This is a genomic window from Pantoea sp. PNT03, assembly GCF_014852515.1.
GTDB lineage: Bacteria > Pseudomonadota > Gammaproteobacteria > Enterobacterales > Enterobacteriaceae > Pantoea > Pantoea leporis.
Genome location: NZ_JACVBT010000008.1, coordinates 83,055 through 102,413, shown reverse-complemented (window position 1 = coordinate 102,413; position 19,359 = coordinate 83,055). Strand labels below are relative to the sequence as shown.

The 19,359-nt window shown below is 57.3% G+C and carries 17 protein-coding genes; 11 read left to right on the top strand and 6 right to left on the bottom strand.

From position 1 onward, the window contains the following. The first annotated feature begins 228 nt into the window (after positions 1-228). From IB226_RS22495 to glpX, 3 genes are all read left to right on the top strand, one after another. Positions 229-1,077, top strand: a complete 849-nt coding sequence (locus IB226_RS22495; RefSeq protein ID WP_061720295.1) for an MIP/aquaporin family protein — start codon at positions 229-231, stop codon at positions 1,075-1,077. Positions 1,078-1,107: 30 nt separating this feature from the next. Further along, the gene (gene glpK / locus IB226_RS22490; protein WP_110868179.1) at positions 1,108-2,616 is read left to right on the top strand and encodes a glycerol kinase GlpK; all 1,509 of its coding nucleotides are present in this window, start codon (positions 1,108-1,110) and stop codon (positions 2,614-2,616) included. 96 nt (positions 2,617-2,712) lie between these two features. After that, positions 2,713-3,723 carry a class II fructose-bisphosphatase gene (glpX, locus tag IB226_RS22485; RefSeq protein WP_192237042.1) on the top strand — a complete coding sequence of 337 codons (1,011 nt, stop codon included), beginning with the start codon at positions 2,713-2,715 and terminating at the stop codon, positions 3,721-3,723. On the opposite strand, the gene emrD is transcribed toward glpX, so the two are convergent. Continuing rightward, positions 3,713-4,909, bottom strand: a complete 1,197-nt coding sequence (gene emrD / locus IB226_RS22480) for a multidrug efflux MFS transporter EmrD (RefSeq protein WP_225608424.1) — start codon at positions 4,907-4,909, stop codon at positions 3,713-3,715. The genes glpX and emrD overlap by 11 nt on opposite strands. 289 nt (positions 4,910-5,198) lie before the next feature. Between emrD and fpr the strand changes: the two genes are divergently transcribed. The 3 genes from fpr to tpiA all read left to right on the top strand — a co-directional run bounded on the left by fpr (position 5,199) and on the right by tpiA (position 7,530). After that, on the top strand, positions 5,199-5,945 hold the full coding sequence (gene fpr / locus IB226_RS22475) for a ferredoxin--NADP(+) reductase (RefSeq protein WP_110868182.1): 747 nt from the start codon (positions 5,199-5,201) through the stop codon (positions 5,943-5,945). A gap of 106 nt (positions 5,946-6,051) precedes the next feature. Beyond that, positions 6,052-6,642 (top strand): YiiQ family protein, encoded by a 591-nt coding sequence (locus IB226_RS22470; protein WP_192237041.1) that lies wholly within the window; start codon positions 6,052-6,054, stop codon positions 6,640-6,642. Between the two features lie 120 nt (positions 6,643-6,762). Continuing rightward, complete coding sequence (gene tpiA, locus IB226_RS22465) at positions 6,763-7,530, top strand: triose-phosphate isomerase (protein ID WP_008109693.1); 768 nt, start codon at positions 6,763-6,765, stop codon at positions 7,528-7,530. A gap of 83 nt (positions 7,531-7,613) precedes the next feature. On the opposite strand, the gene IB226_RS22460 is transcribed toward tpiA, so the two are convergent. From IB226_RS22460 to IB226_RS22440, 5 genes are all read right to left on the bottom strand, one after another. After that, entirely contained in the window at positions 7,614-8,372 is a 759-nt protein-coding gene (locus IB226_RS22460; RefSeq protein WP_192237040.1) for a CDP-diacylglycerol diphosphatase, read from the bottom strand. A gap of 63 nt (positions 8,373-8,435) precedes the next feature. After that, positions 8,436-9,734 carry a histidinol dehydrogenase gene (hisD, locus tag IB226_RS22455; protein ID WP_192237039.1) on the bottom strand — a complete coding sequence of 433 codons (1,299 nt, stop codon included), beginning with the start codon at positions 9,732-9,734 and terminating at the stop codon, positions 8,436-8,438. Beyond that, entirely contained in the window at positions 9,731-10,885 is a 1,155-nt protein-coding gene (locus tag IB226_RS22450) for an ester cyclase (RefSeq protein ID WP_192237038.1), read from the bottom strand. The genes hisD (IB226_RS22455) and IB226_RS22450 overlap by 4 nt, the downstream gene beginning before the upstream one ends. 152 nt (positions 10,886-11,037) lie before the next feature. After that, a complete protein-coding gene (locus tag IB226_RS22445; RefSeq protein WP_110868187.1) occupies positions 11,038-12,006 on the bottom strand; it encodes a nuclear transport factor 2 family protein in 969 nt (322 codons plus the stop codon). Continuing rightward, the gene (locus IB226_RS22440; protein ID WP_192237037.1) at positions 12,006-13,073 is read right to left on the bottom strand and encodes a LacI family DNA-binding transcriptional regulator; all 1,068 of its coding nucleotides are present in this window, start codon (positions 13,071-13,073) and stop codon (positions 12,006-12,008) included. The genes IB226_RS22445 and IB226_RS22440 overlap by 1 nt, the downstream gene beginning before the upstream one ends. A gap of 298 nt (positions 13,074-13,371) precedes the next feature. On the opposite strand from IB226_RS22440, the gene IB226_RS22435 reads away from it, so the two are divergent. The 5 genes from IB226_RS22435 (at position 13,372) to IB226_RS22415 (ending at position 19,359) form a co-directional block, all read left to right on the top strand. Beyond that, positions 13,372-14,607, top strand: coding sequence for an MFS transporter (locus IB226_RS22435; protein WP_192237036.1), 1,236 nt, complete (start codon positions 13,372-13,374; stop codon positions 14,605-14,607). Next, positions 14,604-15,905, top strand: a complete 1,302-nt coding sequence (locus IB226_RS22430; protein WP_192237035.1) for an amidase — start codon at positions 14,604-14,606, stop codon at positions 15,903-15,905. The genes IB226_RS22435 and IB226_RS22430 overlap by 4 nt, the downstream gene beginning before the upstream one ends. Positions 15,906-16,075: 170 nt before the next feature. Continuing rightward, positions 16,076-17,395 (top strand): histidinol dehydrogenase, encoded by a 1,320-nt coding sequence (gene hisD / locus IB226_RS22425; RefSeq protein ID WP_192237034.1) that lies wholly within the window; start codon positions 16,076-16,078, stop codon positions 17,393-17,395. A 10-nt stretch (positions 17,396-17,405) separates the two neighbouring features. Further along, on the top strand, positions 17,406-18,167 hold the full coding sequence (locus tag IB226_RS22420; protein WP_192237033.1) for an SDR family NAD(P)-dependent oxidoreductase: 762 nt from the start codon (positions 17,406-17,408) through the stop codon (positions 18,165-18,167). A 10-nt stretch (positions 18,168-18,177) separates the two neighbouring features. Further along, the gene (locus tag IB226_RS22415) at positions 18,178-19,359 is read left to right on the top strand and encodes an MFS transporter (RefSeq protein WP_158238591.1); all 1,182 of its coding nucleotides are present in this window, start codon (positions 18,178-18,180) and stop codon (positions 19,357-19,359) included.

The window sequence follows — 19,359 nt, the reverse complement described above, 5'->3', positions numbered from 1 at the left end:
GCGCGATCACGTCAGCATCGACCAGTAAAGCGCGGTGAATGGGCCTTAAAGAAACGCAAAAGACGCGAAAACGCGCATTTTTATGACACAGTACACAGTTTTCAATTTCGCTATTTCTCGTTTATGCTCGTTAACGATAAATTCACATCAACCCTACATTGATAGCTGGGCGACTCATGGATGAGAACAAAAACTGATAAAATTTAACCTCGCTTCAGGAATGCCATTATGAGTCAGACAACTAACACACTAAAAGGTCAGTGCATCGCTGAATTTCTCGGTACAGGTTTGATTATCTTCTTTGGTGCAGGCTGCGTTGCTGCACTGAAACTGGCCGGTGCGTCATTCGGTCAGTGGGAAATTTGTATTATCTGGGGTTTAGCCGTCTCCATGGCAGTCTATCTGAGCGCAGGCGTTTCCGGCGCGCATCTTAACCCAGCCGTTACCGTCGCGCTGTGCCTGTTTGCTAATTTTGAAGGTCGTAAAGTTGTTCCCTATATTCTGGCGCAGGTTGCCGGCGCGTTCTGCGCTGCCGCGTTGGTTTACGGTCTCTACTACAATCTGTTCTTTGATTACGAAGCGGGCCATCAAATGGTGCGCGGCAGTGTTGAAAGCCTCGATCTGGCCGGTATCTTCTCGACTTACCCGAACCCGCACATCAGCGTAGCTCAGGCGTTCCTGGTTGAGATGGTGATTACAGCGGTGTTGATGGCAGTGATCATGGCGCTGACCGATGACGGCAACGGCGTGCCGCGTGGTCCGCTGGCTCCGCTGTTGATTGGTCTGTTGGTGGCGGTCATCGGTGGCTCAATGGGTCCACTGACCGGCTTCGCACTCAACCCGGCGCGTGACTTCGGTCCAAAACTGTTCGCGTTCTTCGCTGGTTGGGGCAACGTCGCCTTCACCGGTGGCAAAGATATTCCTTACTTCCTGGTTCCGATTTTTGGCCCGCTGGTCGGTGCTTGCCTCGGAGCCTTTGGTTACCGTTCGCTGATTGGCCGCCATCTGCCAGTTAACGTCGCGGAAGCCAGCACAGCAGAAAAACCGGTTGCGCGCGCTCAGCAGCGTAAAGCGTAAGTTTCATCGATACCACATCAGGACAGCACAATGACTACTGATAAAAAATATATCGTTGCACTCGATCAGGGCACAACCAGCTCACGCGCCGTGGTGCTTGATCATGATGCCAACATCGTTGCGGTTTCTCAGCGCGAATTTACCCAGATCTACCCGAAAGCGGGTTGGGTTGAACATGACCCAATGGATATCTGGGCGTCACAAAGCTCCACGCTGGTGGAAGTGCTGGCGCACGCCGATATTAACTCCGATCAAATCGCGGCGATTGGTATCACCAACCAGCGTGAAACCGCCATCGTGTGGGATAAAGAGACCGGCAAACCGGTTTACAACGCCATCGTCTGGCAGGATCCGCGCACCGCAGATTACTGTAACAAACTGAAGAAAGAGGGTCTGGAAGAGTACATCCAGCACACCACCGGTTTGGTGATTAACCCGTACTTCTCCGGCACCAAAGTGAAGTGGATTCTTGACCACGTTGAAGGCGCACGTGAGCGTGCAAAACGCGGCGAACTGCTGTTCGGTACCGTTGATACCTGGCTGATTTGGAAAATGACGCAGGGACGTGTGCACGTCACCGATCACACCAACGCCTCACGTACCATGATGTACAACATCCACAAGCTGGAGTGGGATGAGCGCATGCTGGAGATCCTCGATATCCCGCGTGAAATGCTGCCAGAAGTGAAAGGATCTTCCGAAGTGTACGGCCAGACCAACATTGGTGGTAAAGGCGGTACGCGTATTCCTATCGCCGGAATCGCCGGTGACCAGCAAGCGGCGCTGTATGGCCAGCTGTGCGTACAACCGGGTATGGCGAAAAACACTTACGGCACCGGCTGCTTTATGTTGATGAACACCGGCACCGAAGCCGTGACTTCGACGCACGGCCTGCTGACCACCATCGCTTGCGGCCCACGCGGCGAAGTGAACTATGCGCTGGAAGGTGCGGTGTTTATCGGTGGTGCGTCGATTCAGTGGCTGCGCGATGAGATGAAGCTGATCAGTGATTCAACCGACTCTGAATACTTCGCGTTGAAAGTGAAAGACACTAACGGCGTATATATGGTGCCGGCCTTCACCGGTTTGGGCGCGCCTTATTGGGACCCGTATGCACGCGGCGCGATTTTCGGTCTGACGCGCGGTGCGAACGCTAACCACATCATCCGTGCCACGCTGGAGTCGATTGCGTACCAGACGCGCGATGTACTGGAAGCGATGCAGAACGATGCTGGCACCCGCCTGCAGTCACTGCGCGTGGATGGTGGTGCAGTCGCCAACAACTTCCTGATGCAGTTCCAGTCTGACATTCTCGGCACGCGCGTTGAGCGTCCGGAAGTGCGCGAAGTTACAGCGCTGGGTGCGGCATATCTGGCTGGCCTGGCCGTTGGCTTCTGGGGCGACCTGGAAGAAGTCCGCGCTAAAGCGGTGATTGAGCGTGAGTTCCGCCCAAGCATCGAAACCACCGAACGTAACGTCCGTTACGCCGGCTGGAAGAAAGCCGTCGCTCGCGCTAAAGCGTGGGAAGACGAAGAGTAACATCCTGCTAACCCGCGGCGCCCTGCCGCGGGTTTTTCCCCTGCCACGCTTCTCCGCTGTGTTAAACTGCCTGCCTGTTTTTTGTCAGGTGCCACCATGAAACGAGAACTCGCGATTGAATTTTCCCGCGTGACTGAAGCCGCCGCTCTGGCGGGCTATCACTGGTTAGGACGCGGCGATAAAAATGCGGCCGACGGCGCAGCCGTTCACGCCATGCGCATTATGCTCAACACTATTGATATCGACGGCCAGATTGTGATTGGCGAAGGCGAAATCGACGAAGCGCCGATGCTGTATATCGGTGAGAAAGTCGGTACCGGCCGTGGCGACGCGGTGGATATCGCGGTCGATCCGATTGAAGGCACACGCATGACGGCGATGGGCCAGGCCAATGCGCTGGCGGTGCTGGCGGTTGGTGATAAGGGCAGCTTCCTGCACGCACCTGATATGTACATGGAAAAGCTGATTGTTGGACCGGGCGCACGTGGCGCCATCGACCTCAATCTGTCGCTTGATATCAACCTGAAAAACATCGCGCTGGCATTGGGCAAACCACTCAGCCAGTTAACGGTATCGATTCTGGCCAAGCCCCGCCACGATGCGGTGATTGCCCAGCTGCAACAGCTCGGTGTGCGCGTGTTCTCCTTCCCGGATGGCGATGTTGCAGCCTCGATTCTGACCTGTATGCCGGATAGCGAAGTGGATGTGATGTACGGCATCGGCGGCGCGCCGGAAGGTGTGGTGTCGGCGGCCGTGATCCGTGCGATGGACGGCGACATGCAGGCACGCCTGCTGGCGCGTCACCATGTGAAAGGGGATAGCGAAGAGAATCGTCGTCTGGGCGAGAATGAACTGCAACGCTGCGCCGAGATGGGCATTGAAGCGGGTCAGGTACTGAAGCTGGATCAGATGGCGCGCAACGATAACGTTATCTTCGCGGCCACCGGCATCACCACCGGCGATTTATTGAAAGGCATCACGCGTAACGGCAACATCGCCACCAGCGAAACCCTGCTGGTGCGCGGTAAATCGCGCACCATTCGCCGCATCCAGTCAATCCACTATCTGGATCGCAAAGACGCGGCGCTGCATCAATTTATCCTGTAATCGCCTGCTTGCCGCTCTCCGGATGACGTGAGAGCGGCCACCAGCACAGCAGCATCACCAGCGACGTCACAAACATCAGCATGCCAAGGCTGGATTGATCGTGCTGCGGTAACAGCGCAGAAAGCCACGCCACCACGCCGGAACCGAGGTTCTGCAAGCCTCCGATTAACGCACCCGCGCTGCCCGCCATCCACGCATACGGCTCCATCGCGCCCGAGGTTGCCAGCGGAAACAGCATGCCCGCGCCAAAGAAGAACAGCGCAGCCGGCACCAGCAACGTCCAGATGTTCATCACGCCAAACCAGGCCGGAACCCACATCAGCAAGCCCGCTAACAGGCAGCTGTTCACGCCGTACCACATCAGCGTGTGCCAGGATTTCTGCTCACGTCCGGCAAACCAGGCACCAAAGAACGCCGCCGGAATCGGCAGGATAAACAGGATGCTGACGGTTAATCCATTTAGCCCCAACACGCCGCCCATCAGCACGCCACAGCTGGCTTCAAACACCGCGATGCCCGCCAGCGCGCCAATCAGTAGCAGCAGATACCGCACAAAGTTGCCGTCGCTCAGCAAAGTGGCATAACGGCGCAGGAACGGCGTGGCGGGCGTATCCGCTGGACGCGTTTCCGGCAGCCATCGCGCCATCGACGCGGTGACGCCGACGCACAGCAGCAGCAGGAAGGCGAAACAGGCGTGCCAGCCAAACAGATGCGTCAGCAGCGCCCCAATCACCGGAGCCAGCAGCGGGCTGACCAGAATGCCCATATTAAGCAAGCTGTTCGCCTGGCGCAGTGCGATGCCGGCGTAGAGATCGCGCGGCATGGTGCGCGCCATCACGCCCGCCACGCCGGTACCTAAACCTTGTACCGCGCTGCCCAGCACCAGAATCTCCAACGAGGGCGCGAACATGGCGATCAACGCGCCGACGGCAAAGATCGTCATGCCAATCAGGATCACCGGACGTCGGCCAAAACTGTCCGACAGCGGGCCGTAGATCAACTGCGATCCGCCGTAGGTCATCAGATAGGCGGCCATCACCTGCTGGATCGCCCCGCTGCGCACATTAAGCGTTTCGGCCATGTTGGCCATCGCTGGCACATAGATGGTTTGCGCCATCTGCCCAACCGCCACCAGCACGATCAGCATGAATAACAGAAAGCGATTTTGCGTTTTACTTATCAACATGGAACAAAATGTCTGCCTGAGAAACAAAGAATAAGCAGCACAAAACAGGCCGCCTCGGATTTATGGCGGCAAAAATATCAGGATTCAGTGACAAATCGAGAGGCGCGGGCAAAGCTGTATGTCTCAAGCCGTCAAGCTGTTTGTCCAGATTGTAAACCGCCCGCTACAGTTGCTGATCTGTGCGCTGCGTTTGTCGCTGAGAGCCCTTTACAGGGTACCGGGCTGGAAATTTATCGGATGGATAACGATGATAATCATGTGCCTGAATATTCAACACTAAGGAGTGAGCATGGCTGAGTGGATCAATGCTGAAGTGAAAGAGGTAAAAAACTGGACCGACGCACTGTTCAGCCTGCGCGTTGCAGCGCCGATTGATACCTTTACCGCGGGACAATTTGCCAAGCTGGCTCTGGAGATTGACGGTGAGCGCGTGCAGCGTGCCTATTCGTACGTCAACGCGCCGCAGGATCCGCTGCTGGAGTTTTATCTGGTCACGGTGCCGGAAGGCAAACTGAGCCCGCGTTTGCAGGCGCTGCAGCCCGGCGAGCAGGTGATGATCACTAAAGAGGCGGCGGGTTTCTTTGTGCTCGACGAAATTCCAGATTGCCAAACGCTGTGGATGCTGGCGACCGGCACGGCGATCGGCCCCTATTTATCGATTCTGCAACAGGGCGAAGATCTGGATCGTTTCGACAATATTGTGCTGGTACACGCCGCGCGCTTCGCCGACGATCTGAGCTTCCTGCCCTTGATGCAGGCGTTGCAGCAGCGCTATCAGGGCAAGTTACACATCCAAACGGTGGTGAGCCGCGAAGAGATCGCCGGTTCGCTGCACGGCCGCGTACCGCAGTTGATTGAAAGCGGAGAACTGGAGCGTGCGGTTGGCTTGCCGCTGACGGCAGAAACCAGCCATGTGATGCTGTGCGGCAATCCACAGATGGTGCGCGATACCCAGCAGCTGCTGAAAGATACGCGTGAGATGCGCAAACATTTCAAACGCAAACCCGGCCACATGACCAGCGAGCATTACTGGTAATCGGCGCGGAGCGAATAATCTGAGATTTTTCCCAGTGTGGGTTTTGACTTTGCCCGGTAAAAACCGTTCTAATCGTGGGCTAAGTGAATGATTTAGGGCCGAAGCAATGAACAACTTGCCAGTCGCGCTGCTGCTTGGCCTCGCACTGACATTTCCCGCCTGGGCGGACGATGCAGCCGCGTTGGATCGTAGCGATCATCTGCCTGCAGCGCCCTATCTGCTCGCGGGTGCGCCGACGTTCGATATGACCGTTGCTCAGTTCCGTGAGAAGTACAACGCGGCTAATCCCAATGCATTGCTGCAGGAGTATCGCGCCATTGATAGTCGCGGCGATAAAAGCAATCTGACGCGTGCCGCCAGCAAAATCAGCGAAACGCTGTATGCCTCAACTGCGCTGGAGCAAGGCACCGGAAAAATCAAAACCCTGCAAATCACCTGGCTGCCGGTTCCCGGTCCCGATATGAAAGCCGCGCAGGCTCGCGCCATGGATTACATGACCGCCCTGCTGCGCTTCTTCATTCCCGGCTTGTCGCCCGAAGAGGGGCGTAAAAAACTCGATTCCCTGCTGAGCGCCGGTAAAGGTGCGCGCTATTTTGCCCGCACCGAAGGTGCATTGCGTTTCGTGGTGGCAGACAACGGCGACAAGGGTTTGACCTTCGCCGTTGAACCGATAAAACTGGCGCTCGCGACGCCCTGATCGCATCGGCAAAAATGACGAAAAGCAAAGCCAGCAACACATTTGATCTCTATACTGTCTCGCAGACATCGCTGCCCGATGGCAGCGCTATTTCATGAATCGCGTTATGCGGAGGAAAGAATGCGACATCCACTGGTTATGGGTAACTGGAAACTGAACGGTAGCAAGCAGATCACCAAAGAGCTGATTGAAGGCCTGCGCAAAGAGCTGTCTGGTGTTGATGGTTGTGGCGTCGCGATTGCACCGCCAGCCATCTATCTGGACCTGGCAAAACACGCCATTTCCGGTAGCCACATTGCTCTGGGTGCTCAGAACGTTGACGTTAATCTGTCTGGCGCATTCACTGGCGAAACTTCCGCAGACATGTTGAAAGACGTTGGCGCGAAATACATCATCATCGGCCACTCTGAGCGCCGCACCTACCACAAAGAGAGCGACGAGTTCATCGCGAAGAAATTTGCCGTAGTGAAAGAAGCGGGTCTGGTGCCGGTTCTGTGCATCGGTGAAACTGACGCAGAAAACGAAGCGGGCAAAACGGAAGAAGTGTGCGCACGTCAGATCGACGCTGTGCTGGAAACGCAGGGCGCCGCGGCGTTCGAAGGCGCAGTCATCGCTTATGAGCCGGTTTGGGCTATCGGTACCGGAAAATCAGCTACGCCAGCGCAGGCTCAGGCGGTGCATAAATTCATTCGTGACCACATCGCGAAGAAAGATGCGGCTATCGCTCAGCAAGTGATCATTCAATACGGCGGTTCGGTCAACGACAAAAACGCCGCTGAGCTGTTCACCCAGCCAGATATCGATGGCGCGCTGGTTGGCGGTGCTTCACTGAAAGCGGATGCTTTTGCGGTAATCGTGAAAGCGGCAGCAGCAGCGAAAAACGCGTAACTTAGCGTTTAGATGCAGATTAAGGCGGCTGATTAGCCGCCTTTTTTATTGGCCGCTATTAATTGCGTCCCTACGAAAAAGGGTTATTGCGGCAATATGCTGCAGTTATGATCCTGCAGCTCTTCCGCCGAGCCGCTGTTCAGTTTCAGCCAGTTACGTTCCAGCGCCAGCAGCGCTAAACGGCCATCCGGCAGCTGTGCAAGCGCCAGGCCATATTTCCCCATCTCGCTGCGCGCATGCGGCACTTCATCCGCCAGACGGATAAACGCACTCTGCTGCGACAGCTCTTGCTTAGAAAGCGCCCGCACCAGATAACCATGCTTGCGCAGCGTTTCACTCTGCCACTGTGCATTCAGTCTCGGTGCCAGTGCATCCAGCTGCTGGCGCACATCCGGACGCAGACAGGAAATATGAATATGCAGCTGATTCTGCGTACGCCCGTATTGCGCATTGATGGCCAGCGACAGCGCGCTATCGGGAATCGGCGCGCCGTGCCTTTGCGCCAGTAATCCGCGCTGTTGCCAGGCTTCGGCAAACAGATTTGGTGTAGCAGGTTCAAGAATGATGGGACTTTCCATGCCGGTGATTTTTTCGATCGGCATCAGCAGATACTGCAACGGCCCGTTGAGATCTTTCAGCGTGACGTAACCCTGCGCGCTATTCACCTGCTGGCATGGCGCTGGGTTGCCCGTCGCCGCCATATTCGGCACGCACTTTTCGCTGATGATCTGCCATAAGGCGTTAGAGTTTTTATGGAAATGGATGGCGCCGGCGATCAGTCCGACAATCAACAGCACCAATAAAGCGGTAAGTAACTTCAGGGTACGACGACTGCCCTGCATAGCCCGATTCCTCTGTTCATCACCTGCCAGCATCCTCGCCTGGCAGGTGATGAAAGTCACGGACTAATCCTCCGCGCCACGCAGGATGGCGTCGAGTTTTTCTGGCTGCAAACGAATCTGCGCTGCACGACGATGCGCCTGCATCCCTTCGGTACGGCTCTGGCGCACCGCAGGAGCAGCGATGGCGGCGATGCCCTGATCGTCAATCCATTGATGCGTGCAGGTTTTCAGATACGCACCGACCCACAATCCGCCGGTGTAACGTGCCGCCGCCATGGTGGGCAGCGTGTGGTTGGTGCCGCAGCATTTATCAGAAAACACCACGCTGGCGTTTTGCCCGATAAACAGCGATCCGTAATTGCGGATGCGCGCCGCCAGCGCATGGGGATCGCGCGCATGGATTTGCAGATGCTCAGTGGCGATCTCATCGGTGTACGCCACCATCGCATCCTCGTCGGCACAGAGAACAATTTCGCCCTGACGCTGCCACGCCTCACCAGCCGTTTTCGCCGTCGGCAAGGATGCCAGCTGCGCCTCAATTTCCCGCAATGTTGCATGCGCCACGCGTTCGCTGGTGGTCGCCAGCCCAACACGCGTGCGCACGTCATGCTCCGCCTGCGCCAGCAGATCCGCTGCCAGCACGCGCGGATCAGCACTGTCATCGGCGACGATAAAGATTTCGCTCGGCCCCGCCAACGCATCAATACCCACTTTGCCAAATACCTGACGCTTCGCCTCATTGACGAAAGCGTTGCCCGGCCCGACGATCTTGTCCACCGCCGGCAGCGATGCGGAGCCGTATGCCATCGCGGCAATGGCCTGCGCACCACCAACTTTGAAAATGCGGTGCGCTCCGGCCAAGTGGCAAATTGCAATCATTGCCGGATGAGCGCTCGGCGGCAGACAGGCGATGATGTTATCGCAGCCCGCCACCACCGCTGGCACGATAGACATCACCGGCGCGGAGAGGATCGGATAGCGTCCGCCCGGCACATAGCAGCCCACGGTTTCAATCGGGATGATGCGATGCCCCAGATGAACGCCCGGCAACGTCTCAATCTCCAGTGGCTGCAAGGTGGCGCGCTGCGCTTCGGCGAAGCGGCGCACCTGGGCAATAGCAAACTCACTGTCCTGGCGGGTTTGATCGGCGAGTTGCGCCAGCGCCTGCTCGATCTCTGCTGCCGAAACTTCCAGCTGCTCCGGCGCGACACCATCAAATTTCTGCGAGTAATCACGCAGTGCCGCGTCTCCGCGCTGACGCACGTTGCTAATAATGTCGCTCACGGTGGCGATCAGGCTGGCATCCGCCTGCGCATCCTCGCCCGCGGCTTGCTTGATAAACTGCACGCGTTGTTTGCTCATGCTTCCGTCTCCGCCAGTTGTCCCAGTTTGATCTGCGCCAGCATCGCCAAGTGATCGTAAACCACCCATTCATCAACAATTTTGCCGTTTACTACGTGATAGTGGCTCATGCCCATCACCAGCAGACGCTGTCCCGTCGGTTTACCCAATTCGCCGTAGCCAAGATGATGCCCTTCCATTACCCAGCGCACCGCCACTTTGGTGCCGCCCTCTTCACATGGATTGGAGCAGATATGCTGCGGCATCCATGCGCCGTCTGGGATCATGCCGATCAGCGCCAGCGTCTGATGGATCACCGATGCCTGACCATATAACTCTTTCATCAGTGGGCCGTGCCACTGCACATTGCTGGCGTAAACCTCTTTCACTTTGCCCAGCATGCGTTTGTTGTAAATCTCGTGCAGCCAGCCCAGCACCTGTGCTTCGGTATCACTGTGCGCCAGCGTGTAATCCGGATCGCTTTCTGGCGGATACTGGCCGAGCAGACGACGGTTTTCGCCAATCTCCGTCAGTCGGAAACCCTTATCAAACTGCTCTTTCGCCATGTTGTACGCGATCTGGTCGGTATCCAGCCCCAATTGACGCATCAGCGACATGTTGTCGCTCACCACCCATTCGCGGTAAATCTTGTTTTCCAGAATCATGCAGTCCGCCACGGTGCGCGTGGTGAAGGTGCGGTTGGTGGGTTTACCGTATTGGCTTGATTGTGTATGGCGGCCGCTACCGGTGACCAGATGCGAGGTGTAGAAGCCGTCCACGTCGTTGCCGTTCCAAATCACCTGCGTTGCCATGCCGCGGCGTTCCGGGAAGGCGACCAAACGTTGCAAGGTATCGAGCACCACTTGTTCACGGGTATAAATGGTGCCCAATGCGTTGTATAACACGCAGTTATGGGTGTAATGGCTGTAGATCAGCCCGACATCGCGCTCATCCCAGATCTTGTGGGTACAACGCACAATGTAATCAACGATATCGGTATAGCAGGGATCGAAACCGCGCATTGGCTGCACCCGCGCACGGTTTTTTGGAACCAGATCGACAAAATCCCGTCGCTCAACCTGCAAAACCGGTTCGGCCTGGGTGCGTGCTGAGGTTTTTTCTGCGCTCTTTTCACTGGCGGTGGCTTTATTAGCCGTATCCGTTGTAGACATAAACACTCCTGCTTTTGACGAATTAAGGGTGAGCGCGGTCCTCGCAATCAAGCGCTGCCGATTCACCCGGCTGAATTCAGGGTGCAGAACGCCGTCGGTAATTAAGGGATTAATTACCGTGACGTGATGCGTTATTTAAAAGTGCTGATTAATCAGCTGAGTAGCTGTAACCAGATTGAGAGTTCATCGATACCTAAATATTCCCGCATGATGACGCCATCACGTAATTCCAAATGAGAAATACCGGAAATACACACTGGCTTGCGCGACGGCGGACCAAACTTTCCGTAGCCGTCATGCCAGCTCAACAGTGACCAGCGCAGGCTGATGCGCACCGGTTCGTTGGCATCGCGGCGCACCACCAAATGATGCAGCTGCGTTTCGCTGTCAGCGAATGAGGCGCGATAGCCGGAAAGGAAGCTGCCAATCTCCTGCTCGCCGGTAAAGCTGCTGTGGCCCGGTCCGTGCAAGGTGGCGGCGGGATGATAAACACCTGGCACCACACCGCTGTTGCCGCCGGCCCACATGCTGAGATAGCGCTCAATCAAACCCGCGATGGTTCCTTCGGCATCATCGCCATCCGGGCCGCCAGCCCAACGCGCTTCCAGCTCTTCGGGCGCGGGCATCTCCAGCCCTTGTTGCTGGCGCATCTGCGTTAGATGCTGGGCAAACTCCGCCACGTTGGTACCAATCTGCGCAAGAATGCCCGCGCGATCCTGCAGCAGCCACTCTTGCTCCACCAGCCCATCACGACAAATACGATCGGCGAAAGTACGTACCCAAACCGTTTTGCCACTCGGCGCGCCAAAGAAGCCTTCGCCCAGATGCTGAATACGTGCCTGCGTGCGCTGCGAGGCGTACCAACAGGTATCGCCTTCACGCGCGGTGAGAATATCTTCGGTCAGCACCTGACGCTGCGGGAAGCAATGTAACGCTTCCAGCGTCAAACGCATGAAATCGCTGAGTTCGGTCAGGCGCTTTTCCGGCGTGTGAAATACCACCGGCGTGGCGTAGAAATCAGCCAGCTGCCCGATATCCTTCTGCTCCCATACCACGTGGGTTAACGTCAGAATAAACTGCTGAATAGAATCAAACTGGGGACTGAAACCCGGCAATCGCATTACTCAACCTCCTCTGAACGAAATAGCAGCTGGCCGTTCTCTTCTACCACGCCGTGACGCGGACGCCGCGCGGAGTGGCGTACTACCAACATGCCGGGAATAACAATTTGCTCGGGTGCCATCACCGCGCTGTCGATTTGCTGCATTAGCAGGCCAATGGTGCGTTGCACCATCACTTCAACCGGCTGACAGATAGACGTCAGCGCATACGAAGGCCAGCCCGCTGGACCAACATCGTCATAACCCACCACCGACACATCCTGCGGAATGCGCAGACCAAACTCGTAACGCGCCACATCCATAACCGTCAGCGCCATATGATCGTTGACGGCAAACACCGCATCGGGCGGCGTGCCGCTGCTGAACAATTGACGCGCCGCCTGTGCGGTTTGCTCGCTGTCGTTTTGACCTGCTAACACCGTGACGTCGATATTGCGCGCGCGCAATGCCTCGCAAAAACCGTCCAGCCGTAGCTGATTTACCGAAGCGTTGTCCGCGCCGGTAATGCAGGCAAAGCGTTGATGTTCGCCTGCCAGCAGAAATTCGGCGATCTGACGTGCGGCGGCACGGTTATCGGTATTCACGCTTGACGCCATTTCGCTTTCGGCGGTGCGGTTGAACAGCACCACCGGAATGCCCGCGCCGTGGCACTCTTCGGATAAGGCATCGGATAACGCGCCGGATGCCAGCACAATGCCATCCACGCGGTACTGCATGATCTGATCGAAAATGCGGTCAACATTGCTATCCCGATCGCTGACGAACAGCAGCAGATGGTAGTTAAGCGCATCCAGTTCACGCCCCAACGCTTCCAGCACATGGGGATAAAACGGATTATCGAAACAGGAGATCACCACACCAACGATGCGCGAACGTGCGGTGTTCAGCGATCGCGCCAACGCGTTGGGTCGATAACCCAACTCACGGGCAGACTGCAGCACCTTTTCACGCGTGGCCGGTGAAATACTGGCGCCCGGCGTGAAGGTACGCGAGACCGCAGACTGTGAAACGCCGGCGTGCTGCGCAACGTGTTGTGAGGTCACTGGACCGAAGGTCTTACGTTTCATGGCGTTATCTTCCTGTTTAGCACACTGATGCACGGGTGACTGCCGGGCATTGTAGCCAATTTCATCAACCGGACTCACCTGCTTCGGTGTGTGTTTTTTACTCTTACACCTTTTTTGCATGCGTATGCAACACTCAATAACTTTTTTTTCACATTGCCAAGCACGCACTTTACAAACATGAAATCATTTCGTAACTTCGGCCGTTGAATACGTATTCAATGCATGCAACATAACCGACCCGGACTCAGGATGAAACCCGCGTTTTTAGTCACTTATCTGTGTTGATAAGAGGTTTAACATGTTTCGAGCACTGTTTAGCCGTCCCGAGCTGTTGACGTTTTTCACCATGAGCGTGCTGTTTTTTATCTGCATTCACGGCTTCGATGCCTTCATGGCGCCTTACATGGTGAGATTAGGCATTGAACCGCAAACCATCGGCATGATCATGGGCGCCTCTGGTTTGGCATCGCTGTGTATCCGTTTTCCGCTCAGCGTCATCTCTGACGTGATGAAAAATCGCAAAGTGTTTATGCAGTTCGCCCTGCTGCTGCCGGTGATTGCCTGGCCGCTGGCATGGATGTTCCCCGCTGCGCTGACATTCTGGCTGGCCAAGCTGGCCTGCGGCATCGCTGCCGCGAGTTGGGTGCTCTACAACATCATTTTCATCCGCTATTTTCCTCGTGATGACGCGCCGGCTGCAGTGGCGCTGTTGGCATTGGCCGGGCCGATTGGCGTATTTATTAGCAATGCCATTTGCGGTGCCGTTGCCCTATGGCTGGGCAGTACGCAGGCGTTTTTTGTGCCAGCGATTGCCGGTTGCCTGGCGCTGCTTCTCAGCCTGCGCGTTCGTGAAGAGGAAGATAGCCACAAAGCGCCGCACCTCAAAGCCTGTATCGACAGCGCTAAACGCCAGCTAGCGGACCGCTCAATTTGGTTTATTGGGCTGCTGGCGACGGTGGTGATTTTGGTCCCGTTTGCCACTCGCGACACGCTTACGCCCATATACGCTCAGCAGTTAGGTGCCAAGGCGGGCACGCTGGCAGTGCTGAGTAATATCCACTTGTTGTTTTATGGTGTGGCCGTGGCATTGTGCAGTTCCGTGTTTTATCAGCGGCTGGGCTTGGTTAACACCGCGCTGGTGGGCATCGGATTACAAATCATCTCGTCAATTTTCGTCCCCTTGACCAGCAACATGTGGCTGATTTACCTGTGGCAAGCTCTGGCCGGTTTTTCCTTTGGCATGGCGTTTGCCGTGTTTATGTCCTTAAGCGTGGTTAACACTTCGGAACATGAACAAACCACCCGGATGGGGCTGTTTCAAACCATCTATTCGTGCGGCATGTTTTTCGGCCCGGTGCTGATGGGCGTGTTGTTGCAATACGTCAATGTCTACGCGGGTTATTGGGTGATTGGTGGCTTGTGTCTGATCGCTGGCGTGTTAACACCGCTAGCGGCAAAACGGGTGCAGCAGCGTCAGTTGCCGCCAGCGGCACGTAAAGCGAGCGGCATGCTGTCGCAGGATGCGGTGAAATGAGTGCCGCGCGCCTGCAACCGCAGCGCAACAGTGCGGAAGAGGTTGAACGCCGCTTAGCCGCTATCAATGCAGGTCGCGCGTTCAACGCGATTATCAGTATTAATCCCCAGGTGATGAAAGAGGCACAGCGCTGCGATCGCTTATGGCGTAGCGGCGCGCCGGTTGGCGTGCTGCACGGCATTCCGCTGGTGATAAAAGATAATATTGATTGCGTCGGCATGGCTACCACGCTCGGCTGCCGGGCGCTGGCCGAAGCACAGCCACGTGAAGATGCGCGCGTGATTGCACGCCTGAGAACTGCGGGTGCGCTGATTCTCGCCAAAGCGAATCTGTCTGAGTTCGCCTTTGACGTACGTTCGCGCAGTTCGCTCGGCGGCGATGTGCGCAATCCCCTGAATCCACAGCTGACCGCCGGTGGCTCAAGCGGCGGCAGCGCAGCGGCGGTGGTGGCCGGTATGGCGGATGCGGCACTCGGCAGCGATACTGGCGGATCGATCCGCATTCCCGCGGCATGGACCGGTCTGGTGGGACTGCGTCCGGCATTTCGCCGCCGCCAGCTGCGCGGCGTCGCGCCGCTTTCGCTCAGCAAAGACACCGTTGGGCCGATGACATGGTGCGTGGCTGATGCGGCGCTGCTGCATCAGGTAACGCATGGGCTGCCGGTGCGCCCGCTAGCGCAGCGAACCTTGCGGGGTGTGCGGCTGGGCATGGTTAGCGATCTGCCAGGCGATGATGACGCGCAACGTCAGGCATTAGCACAGGCTTTCTCTCGTCTGCGGCGGGCGGGCGCCACACTAATTCCGCTGCGGTTACCGCTATCATCGCGCGTGGCGCAGGAACCTTGTCTCAGCCTGCGCGAATTCCATCCGGCGATGTCCCGCTGGCTAAGCAAAATGGACCATGCGCCTGCTTCGCTTTCGGATCTGCTGGCACGAGGCGAGCATCTCGCCGAGTTCGATGAACTGCTGCAATTACACCTCACGCGCAGCGCGCTGGTGTGTGCCGCATGGCGCGAGCAACGCCGTTTTCAACGCCATTTGCGTCAGCAACTGCAACAGCAGATGCAGGATCAGCGGCTGGAGGCGCTGATTTATACCACCAGCCAGCGCACTCCGATTTCACTGGAGAAGATGCCGCCGGGCTGGGCGCCGGAGCTGGCGGCCATCAGCGGCTTACCCGCCGTAACGTTGCCGTTTGGTCAACTAGCTAACGGTTTGCCGCTGGGGCTGGAACTGCTCTATCCAGCGCCTGATGAAGAAGCATTGCTGGCGCTCGCTTTGGCGATAGAGCGACTGTAAAACCAGAAAATTCATCATGTTAATCCCCGTTCTGCGGGGCTTTCTGCTGCCTGCAATTTGAAAAAACTGCGCACATTCTCACTTTTCATTTTTTCCCCTTTCAGCCTCTTTACGCTCTTTGCATACGTATGCAAATCTGATTAACAGCAATCAATGATGAGGAAAAGAGCATGGCAATCTGGTTAAAACAGGCGGCAGCGAAAGCAGAACGCCAACAGCAGCAACAGCGCGTTCGCAGCGATGTGGAAGCAGTGCTGGCGCAAATTGAAGCGCGCGGCGATGACGCGGTGCGCGAACTCTCGATTAAGTTCGATGGCTTTGCCCGCGATGATTTCCGCTTAACGCCGCAGGAGATCAATGCCTGCCTGCAACAGCTGACCAAACAAGATATTCGCGACATCGAATTCGCTCAGGAGCAGGTGCATAACTTCGCTCAGGCGCAAAAAAATTGCCTGACCGATTTGGCGATTGAAACGCGTCCGGGCGTGATACTTGGCCATCGCAACATTCCCATCAGCAATGTCGGCTGTTACGTACCGGGCGGCAAATACCCGCTGCTGGCTTCGGCGCATATGTCGATCATTACCGCCAAAGTCGCAGGCTGCGATCGCATCGTGAGCTGCGCCCCGCCGTTTCACGGTAAACCGGCTGCAGCCATTGTTGCGGCGCAGTCGATGGCCGGCGCCGACGAGATCTATGCGCTCGGCGGCATTCAGGCGGTGGGCACCATGGCGATTGGTACTGAGCGGATTGCGCCGGTCGATATGTTAGTCGGGCCGGGCAACGCGTGGGTGGCCGAAGCCAAACGCCAGCTATTTGGCCGCGTTGGCATCGACCTGTTCGCTGGCCCGACCGAAACGCTAGTGATCGCCGATGACAGCGTTGACGGTGAACTCTGCGCAACCGATCTGCTCGGCCAGGCGGAACATGGCCCCACCTCACCCGCGATTCTGCTGACCTGCTCGCGCCAGCTGGCGCAGGAGACCGAGCGCTATATTCACCAGCTGTTGCTGCAACTGCCTACCGCCGATGTGGCGCAACAAGCCTGGCACGACTATGGCGAAATCATTCTCTGTGCCGATCACGACGAGATGCTGGCAGAAGCCAACCGCATCGCTTCTGAACACGTGCAGGTGATGACCGATCGCGATGACTGGTATCACCAGAACATGCGCAATTACGGCGCGCTGTTTCTCGGGCCGCGTACCAATGTGGCTTATGGCGACAAGGTGATCGGCACCAACCATACGCTGCCCACGCTGGGTGCATCGCGTTATACCGGCGGCTTGTGGGTGGGCAAATTTATGAAAACCTGCACCTGGCAGCGCGTCACCAGCGATGCGGCTTCGGCAGAAATCGGCGCTTACTGCTCGCGCCTGGCGCTGCTGGAGGGCTTTGCCGGTCATGCCGAACAGGCCAACATCCGCGTGCGCCGCTACGGCCAGCAGGAAGTGGCCTACGCCGCACCCGCGCCGGTTACGGTGAAATAAGGAGGCGCGCATGGTTCCGACTACCCCTTTATTTCGCCTGGATGGACAGCGCGCGCTGGTGACCGGCGGCTCGCGCGGTATCGGTTTTGCCGCCGCTATCGCGCTGGCCGACGCCGGAGCGCAGGTGTGGATTGCCGCGCGCGACGCCGATCGCCTGGCGCACGCCGTGCAGCAGGCGGCGAGCGCCGGCCTGACATTGCATCCGCTGCCGCTCGACGTCTGCAACACGCACGCGGTGCGCCAGACACTGCACGATTTGCCGAGCTTTCATGTGCTGGTCAACAGCGCCGGGCTGGCGCGCCATCAGCCGTTTAGCGAGGTCAGCGAAGCCAACTTTGATGCGGTGATGGACGTCAACCTGCGCGCCACGTTTTTCCTGTCGCAGCAGGTCGCAGCCGGTATGCAGGCCACCAGACACGGCGGCAGCATTATCCATCTCTCTTCGCAGATGGCGCACGTCGGCGGCCCGCAGCGCAGCGTCTACTGCGCATCAAAAGCGGCGCTGGAAGGGCTGACGCGTGCCATGGCGCTGGAGCTGGGACGCGACGGCATTCGCATCAACACCTTGTGCCCCACCTTTATCGAAACCGAACTGTCGCAGGCCTCGCTGGCAGATGAAGCGTTTCGCCAGCAGACGCTGCGCCGCATTCAGATTGGTCGTCTTGGCACGCTGGAAGATGTGATGGGGCCGGTGGTGTTTCTGGCATCACCGGCCGCAGCGTTGATCACCGGCAGCGCGCTGAAGGTGGATGGCGGCTGGACGGCTTATTGAGGAACTCATTATGAAAGCGTTATTGCGTCGTGATGTGCTGCTATTTTTCATTATTAGCTTGCTGTTTTTTATCAGCATTCACGCCTTTGATCCGTTTCTCGCCCCCTACATCATGTCGCTGAATGTCGAGGCGCGCGTGATGGGAATCATCATCGGTGCGACCGGATTGGCCTCGATGCTGCTGCGTTTTCCGACCGGCATTCTGTCGGACCGCTTTCGCCGCCGCAAACGCATTATCCAGATTGGCTTGTTGTTTACGCTTATCGCCTGGCCGGTGGTTTACCTTTGGCCGACACCGGAAACACTGTTTATCGCCAAGCTCGCCGATGGCGTCACCAGCGCGACGTGGGTGGTGTATAACGTGATGTTCGTGGCTTACTTCCCGCCGCTGGAAGCCGCCGCCGCGATCGCCATGCTGAGCGTCACCTCGCCGGTAGGCACTTTTATCGGGATTTCGGTGGCAGGATTTATTGCCCGTCATTTCGGTGCCGAATCGAGCTTTTTGGTGGCGTCCGCTGCCGCGCTGCTGGCTTTTTTGCTGACGTTCTTTATCCGTGAAAAACGCCCGGAAGCGATGCCCACGGCGCAACGTCTCTCTGCGGTTCGCACTCAGCTGCGTGATCCTTCGGTGTGGTATCTCGGCGGACTCTGTGCACTGGTGATGATGGTGCCATTTGCCACGCGCGACACGCTGACGCCGCTACTGGCAGAAGGCTTTGGCATGGCGGCCGCTTCGCTGGCGACGCTAAGCGGCATCCATCTGTTCTTCTATGCGCTGGCCACCGCGCTGTGCGCGCCCTTCTTCTATCGCCTGCTGGGCTTACGCAACACCGCGATTATCGGCGGCGTGCTGCAAGGGGCCGTAGCGATAGCCATGCCTTACGCGCCCAATATCTGGCTGCTGTATGGCTTGCAGGCGCTGGCGGGCTGTGCCTTCGGCATGATCTCCACCGTGCTGAATTCGCTGATCGTCACCCGCACGCCCGCCTGGCAGCAATCCACTCGCGTTGGGCTATATCAAAGCATCTACTCCGCTGGGATTTTCTTTGGCCCGGTGCTGGTCGGCTACATCAAATATTACTTCGCGATGCAGCAGGGCTTTATGGTGATTGGCATTATTTCATTGCTGTCGCTGCTGCTGGTGCGCCATGTGATGCGGATGGTGAATGCCCGTCCTGTGGCGGAGGGCTAA

What these genes read in the sequence shown, in the direction of transcription:
- IB226_RS22495 (WP_061720295.1), top strand. Translation starts at nt 229, where the DNA reads ATGAGTCAGACAACTAACACACTAAAAGGTCAGTGCATCGCTGAATTT.
- glpK (WP_110868179.1), top strand. Translation starts at nt 1,108, where the DNA reads ATGACTACTGATAAAAAATATATCGTTGCACTCGATCAGGGCACAACC.
- glpX (WP_192237042.1), top strand. Translation starts at nt 2,713, where the DNA reads ATGAAACGAGAACTCGCGATTGAATTTTCCCGCGTGACTGAAGCCGCC.
- emrD (WP_225608424.1), bottom strand. Translation starts at nt 4,909, where the DNA reads ATGTTGATAAGTAAAACGCAAAATCGCTTTCTGTTATTCATGCTGATC.
- fpr (WP_110868182.1), top strand. Translation starts at nt 5,199, where the DNA reads ATGGCTGAGTGGATCAATGCTGAAGTGAAAGAGGTAAAAAACTGGACC.
- IB226_RS22470 (WP_192237041.1), top strand. Translation starts at nt 6,052, where the DNA reads ATGAACAACTTGCCAGTCGCGCTGCTGCTTGGCCTCGCACTGACATTT.
- tpiA (WP_008109693.1), top strand. Translation starts at nt 6,763, where the DNA reads ATGCGACATCCACTGGTTATGGGTAACTGGAAACTGAACGGTAGCAAG.
- IB226_RS22460 (WP_192237040.1), bottom strand. Translation starts at nt 8,372, where the DNA reads ATGCAGGGCAGTCGTCGTACCCTGAAGTTACTTACCGCTTTATTGGTG.
- hisD (WP_192237039.1), bottom strand. Translation starts at nt 9,734, where the DNA reads ATGAGCAAACAACGCGTGCAGTTTATCAAGCAAGCCGCGGGCGAGGAT.
- IB226_RS22450 (WP_192237038.1), bottom strand. Translation starts at nt 10,885, where the DNA reads ATGTCTACAACGGATACGGCTAATAAAGCCACCGCCAGTGAAAAGAGC.
- IB226_RS22445 (WP_110868187.1), bottom strand. Translation starts at nt 12,006, where the DNA reads ATGCGATTGCCGGGTTTCAGTCCCCAGTTTGATTCTATTCAGCAGTTT.
- IB226_RS22440 (WP_192237037.1), bottom strand. Translation starts at nt 13,073, where the DNA reads ATGAAACGTAAGACCTTCGGTCCAGTGACCTCACAACACGTTGCGCAG.
- IB226_RS22435 (WP_192237036.1), top strand. Translation starts at nt 13,372, where the DNA reads ATGTTTCGAGCACTGTTTAGCCGTCCCGAGCTGTTGACGTTTTTCACC.
- IB226_RS22430 (WP_192237035.1), top strand. Translation starts at nt 14,604, where the DNA reads ATGAGTGCCGCGCGCCTGCAACCGCAGCGCAACAGTGCGGAAGAGGTT.
- hisD (WP_192237034.1), top strand. Translation starts at nt 16,076, where the DNA reads ATGGCAATCTGGTTAAAACAGGCGGCAGCGAAAGCAGAACGCCAACAG.
- IB226_RS22420 (WP_192237033.1), top strand. Translation starts at nt 17,406, where the DNA reads ATGGTTCCGACTACCCCTTTATTTCGCCTGGATGGACAGCGCGCGCTG.
- IB226_RS22415 (WP_158238591.1), top strand. Translation starts at nt 18,178, where the DNA reads ATGAAAGCGTTATTGCGTCGTGATGTGCTGCTATTTTTCATTATTAGC.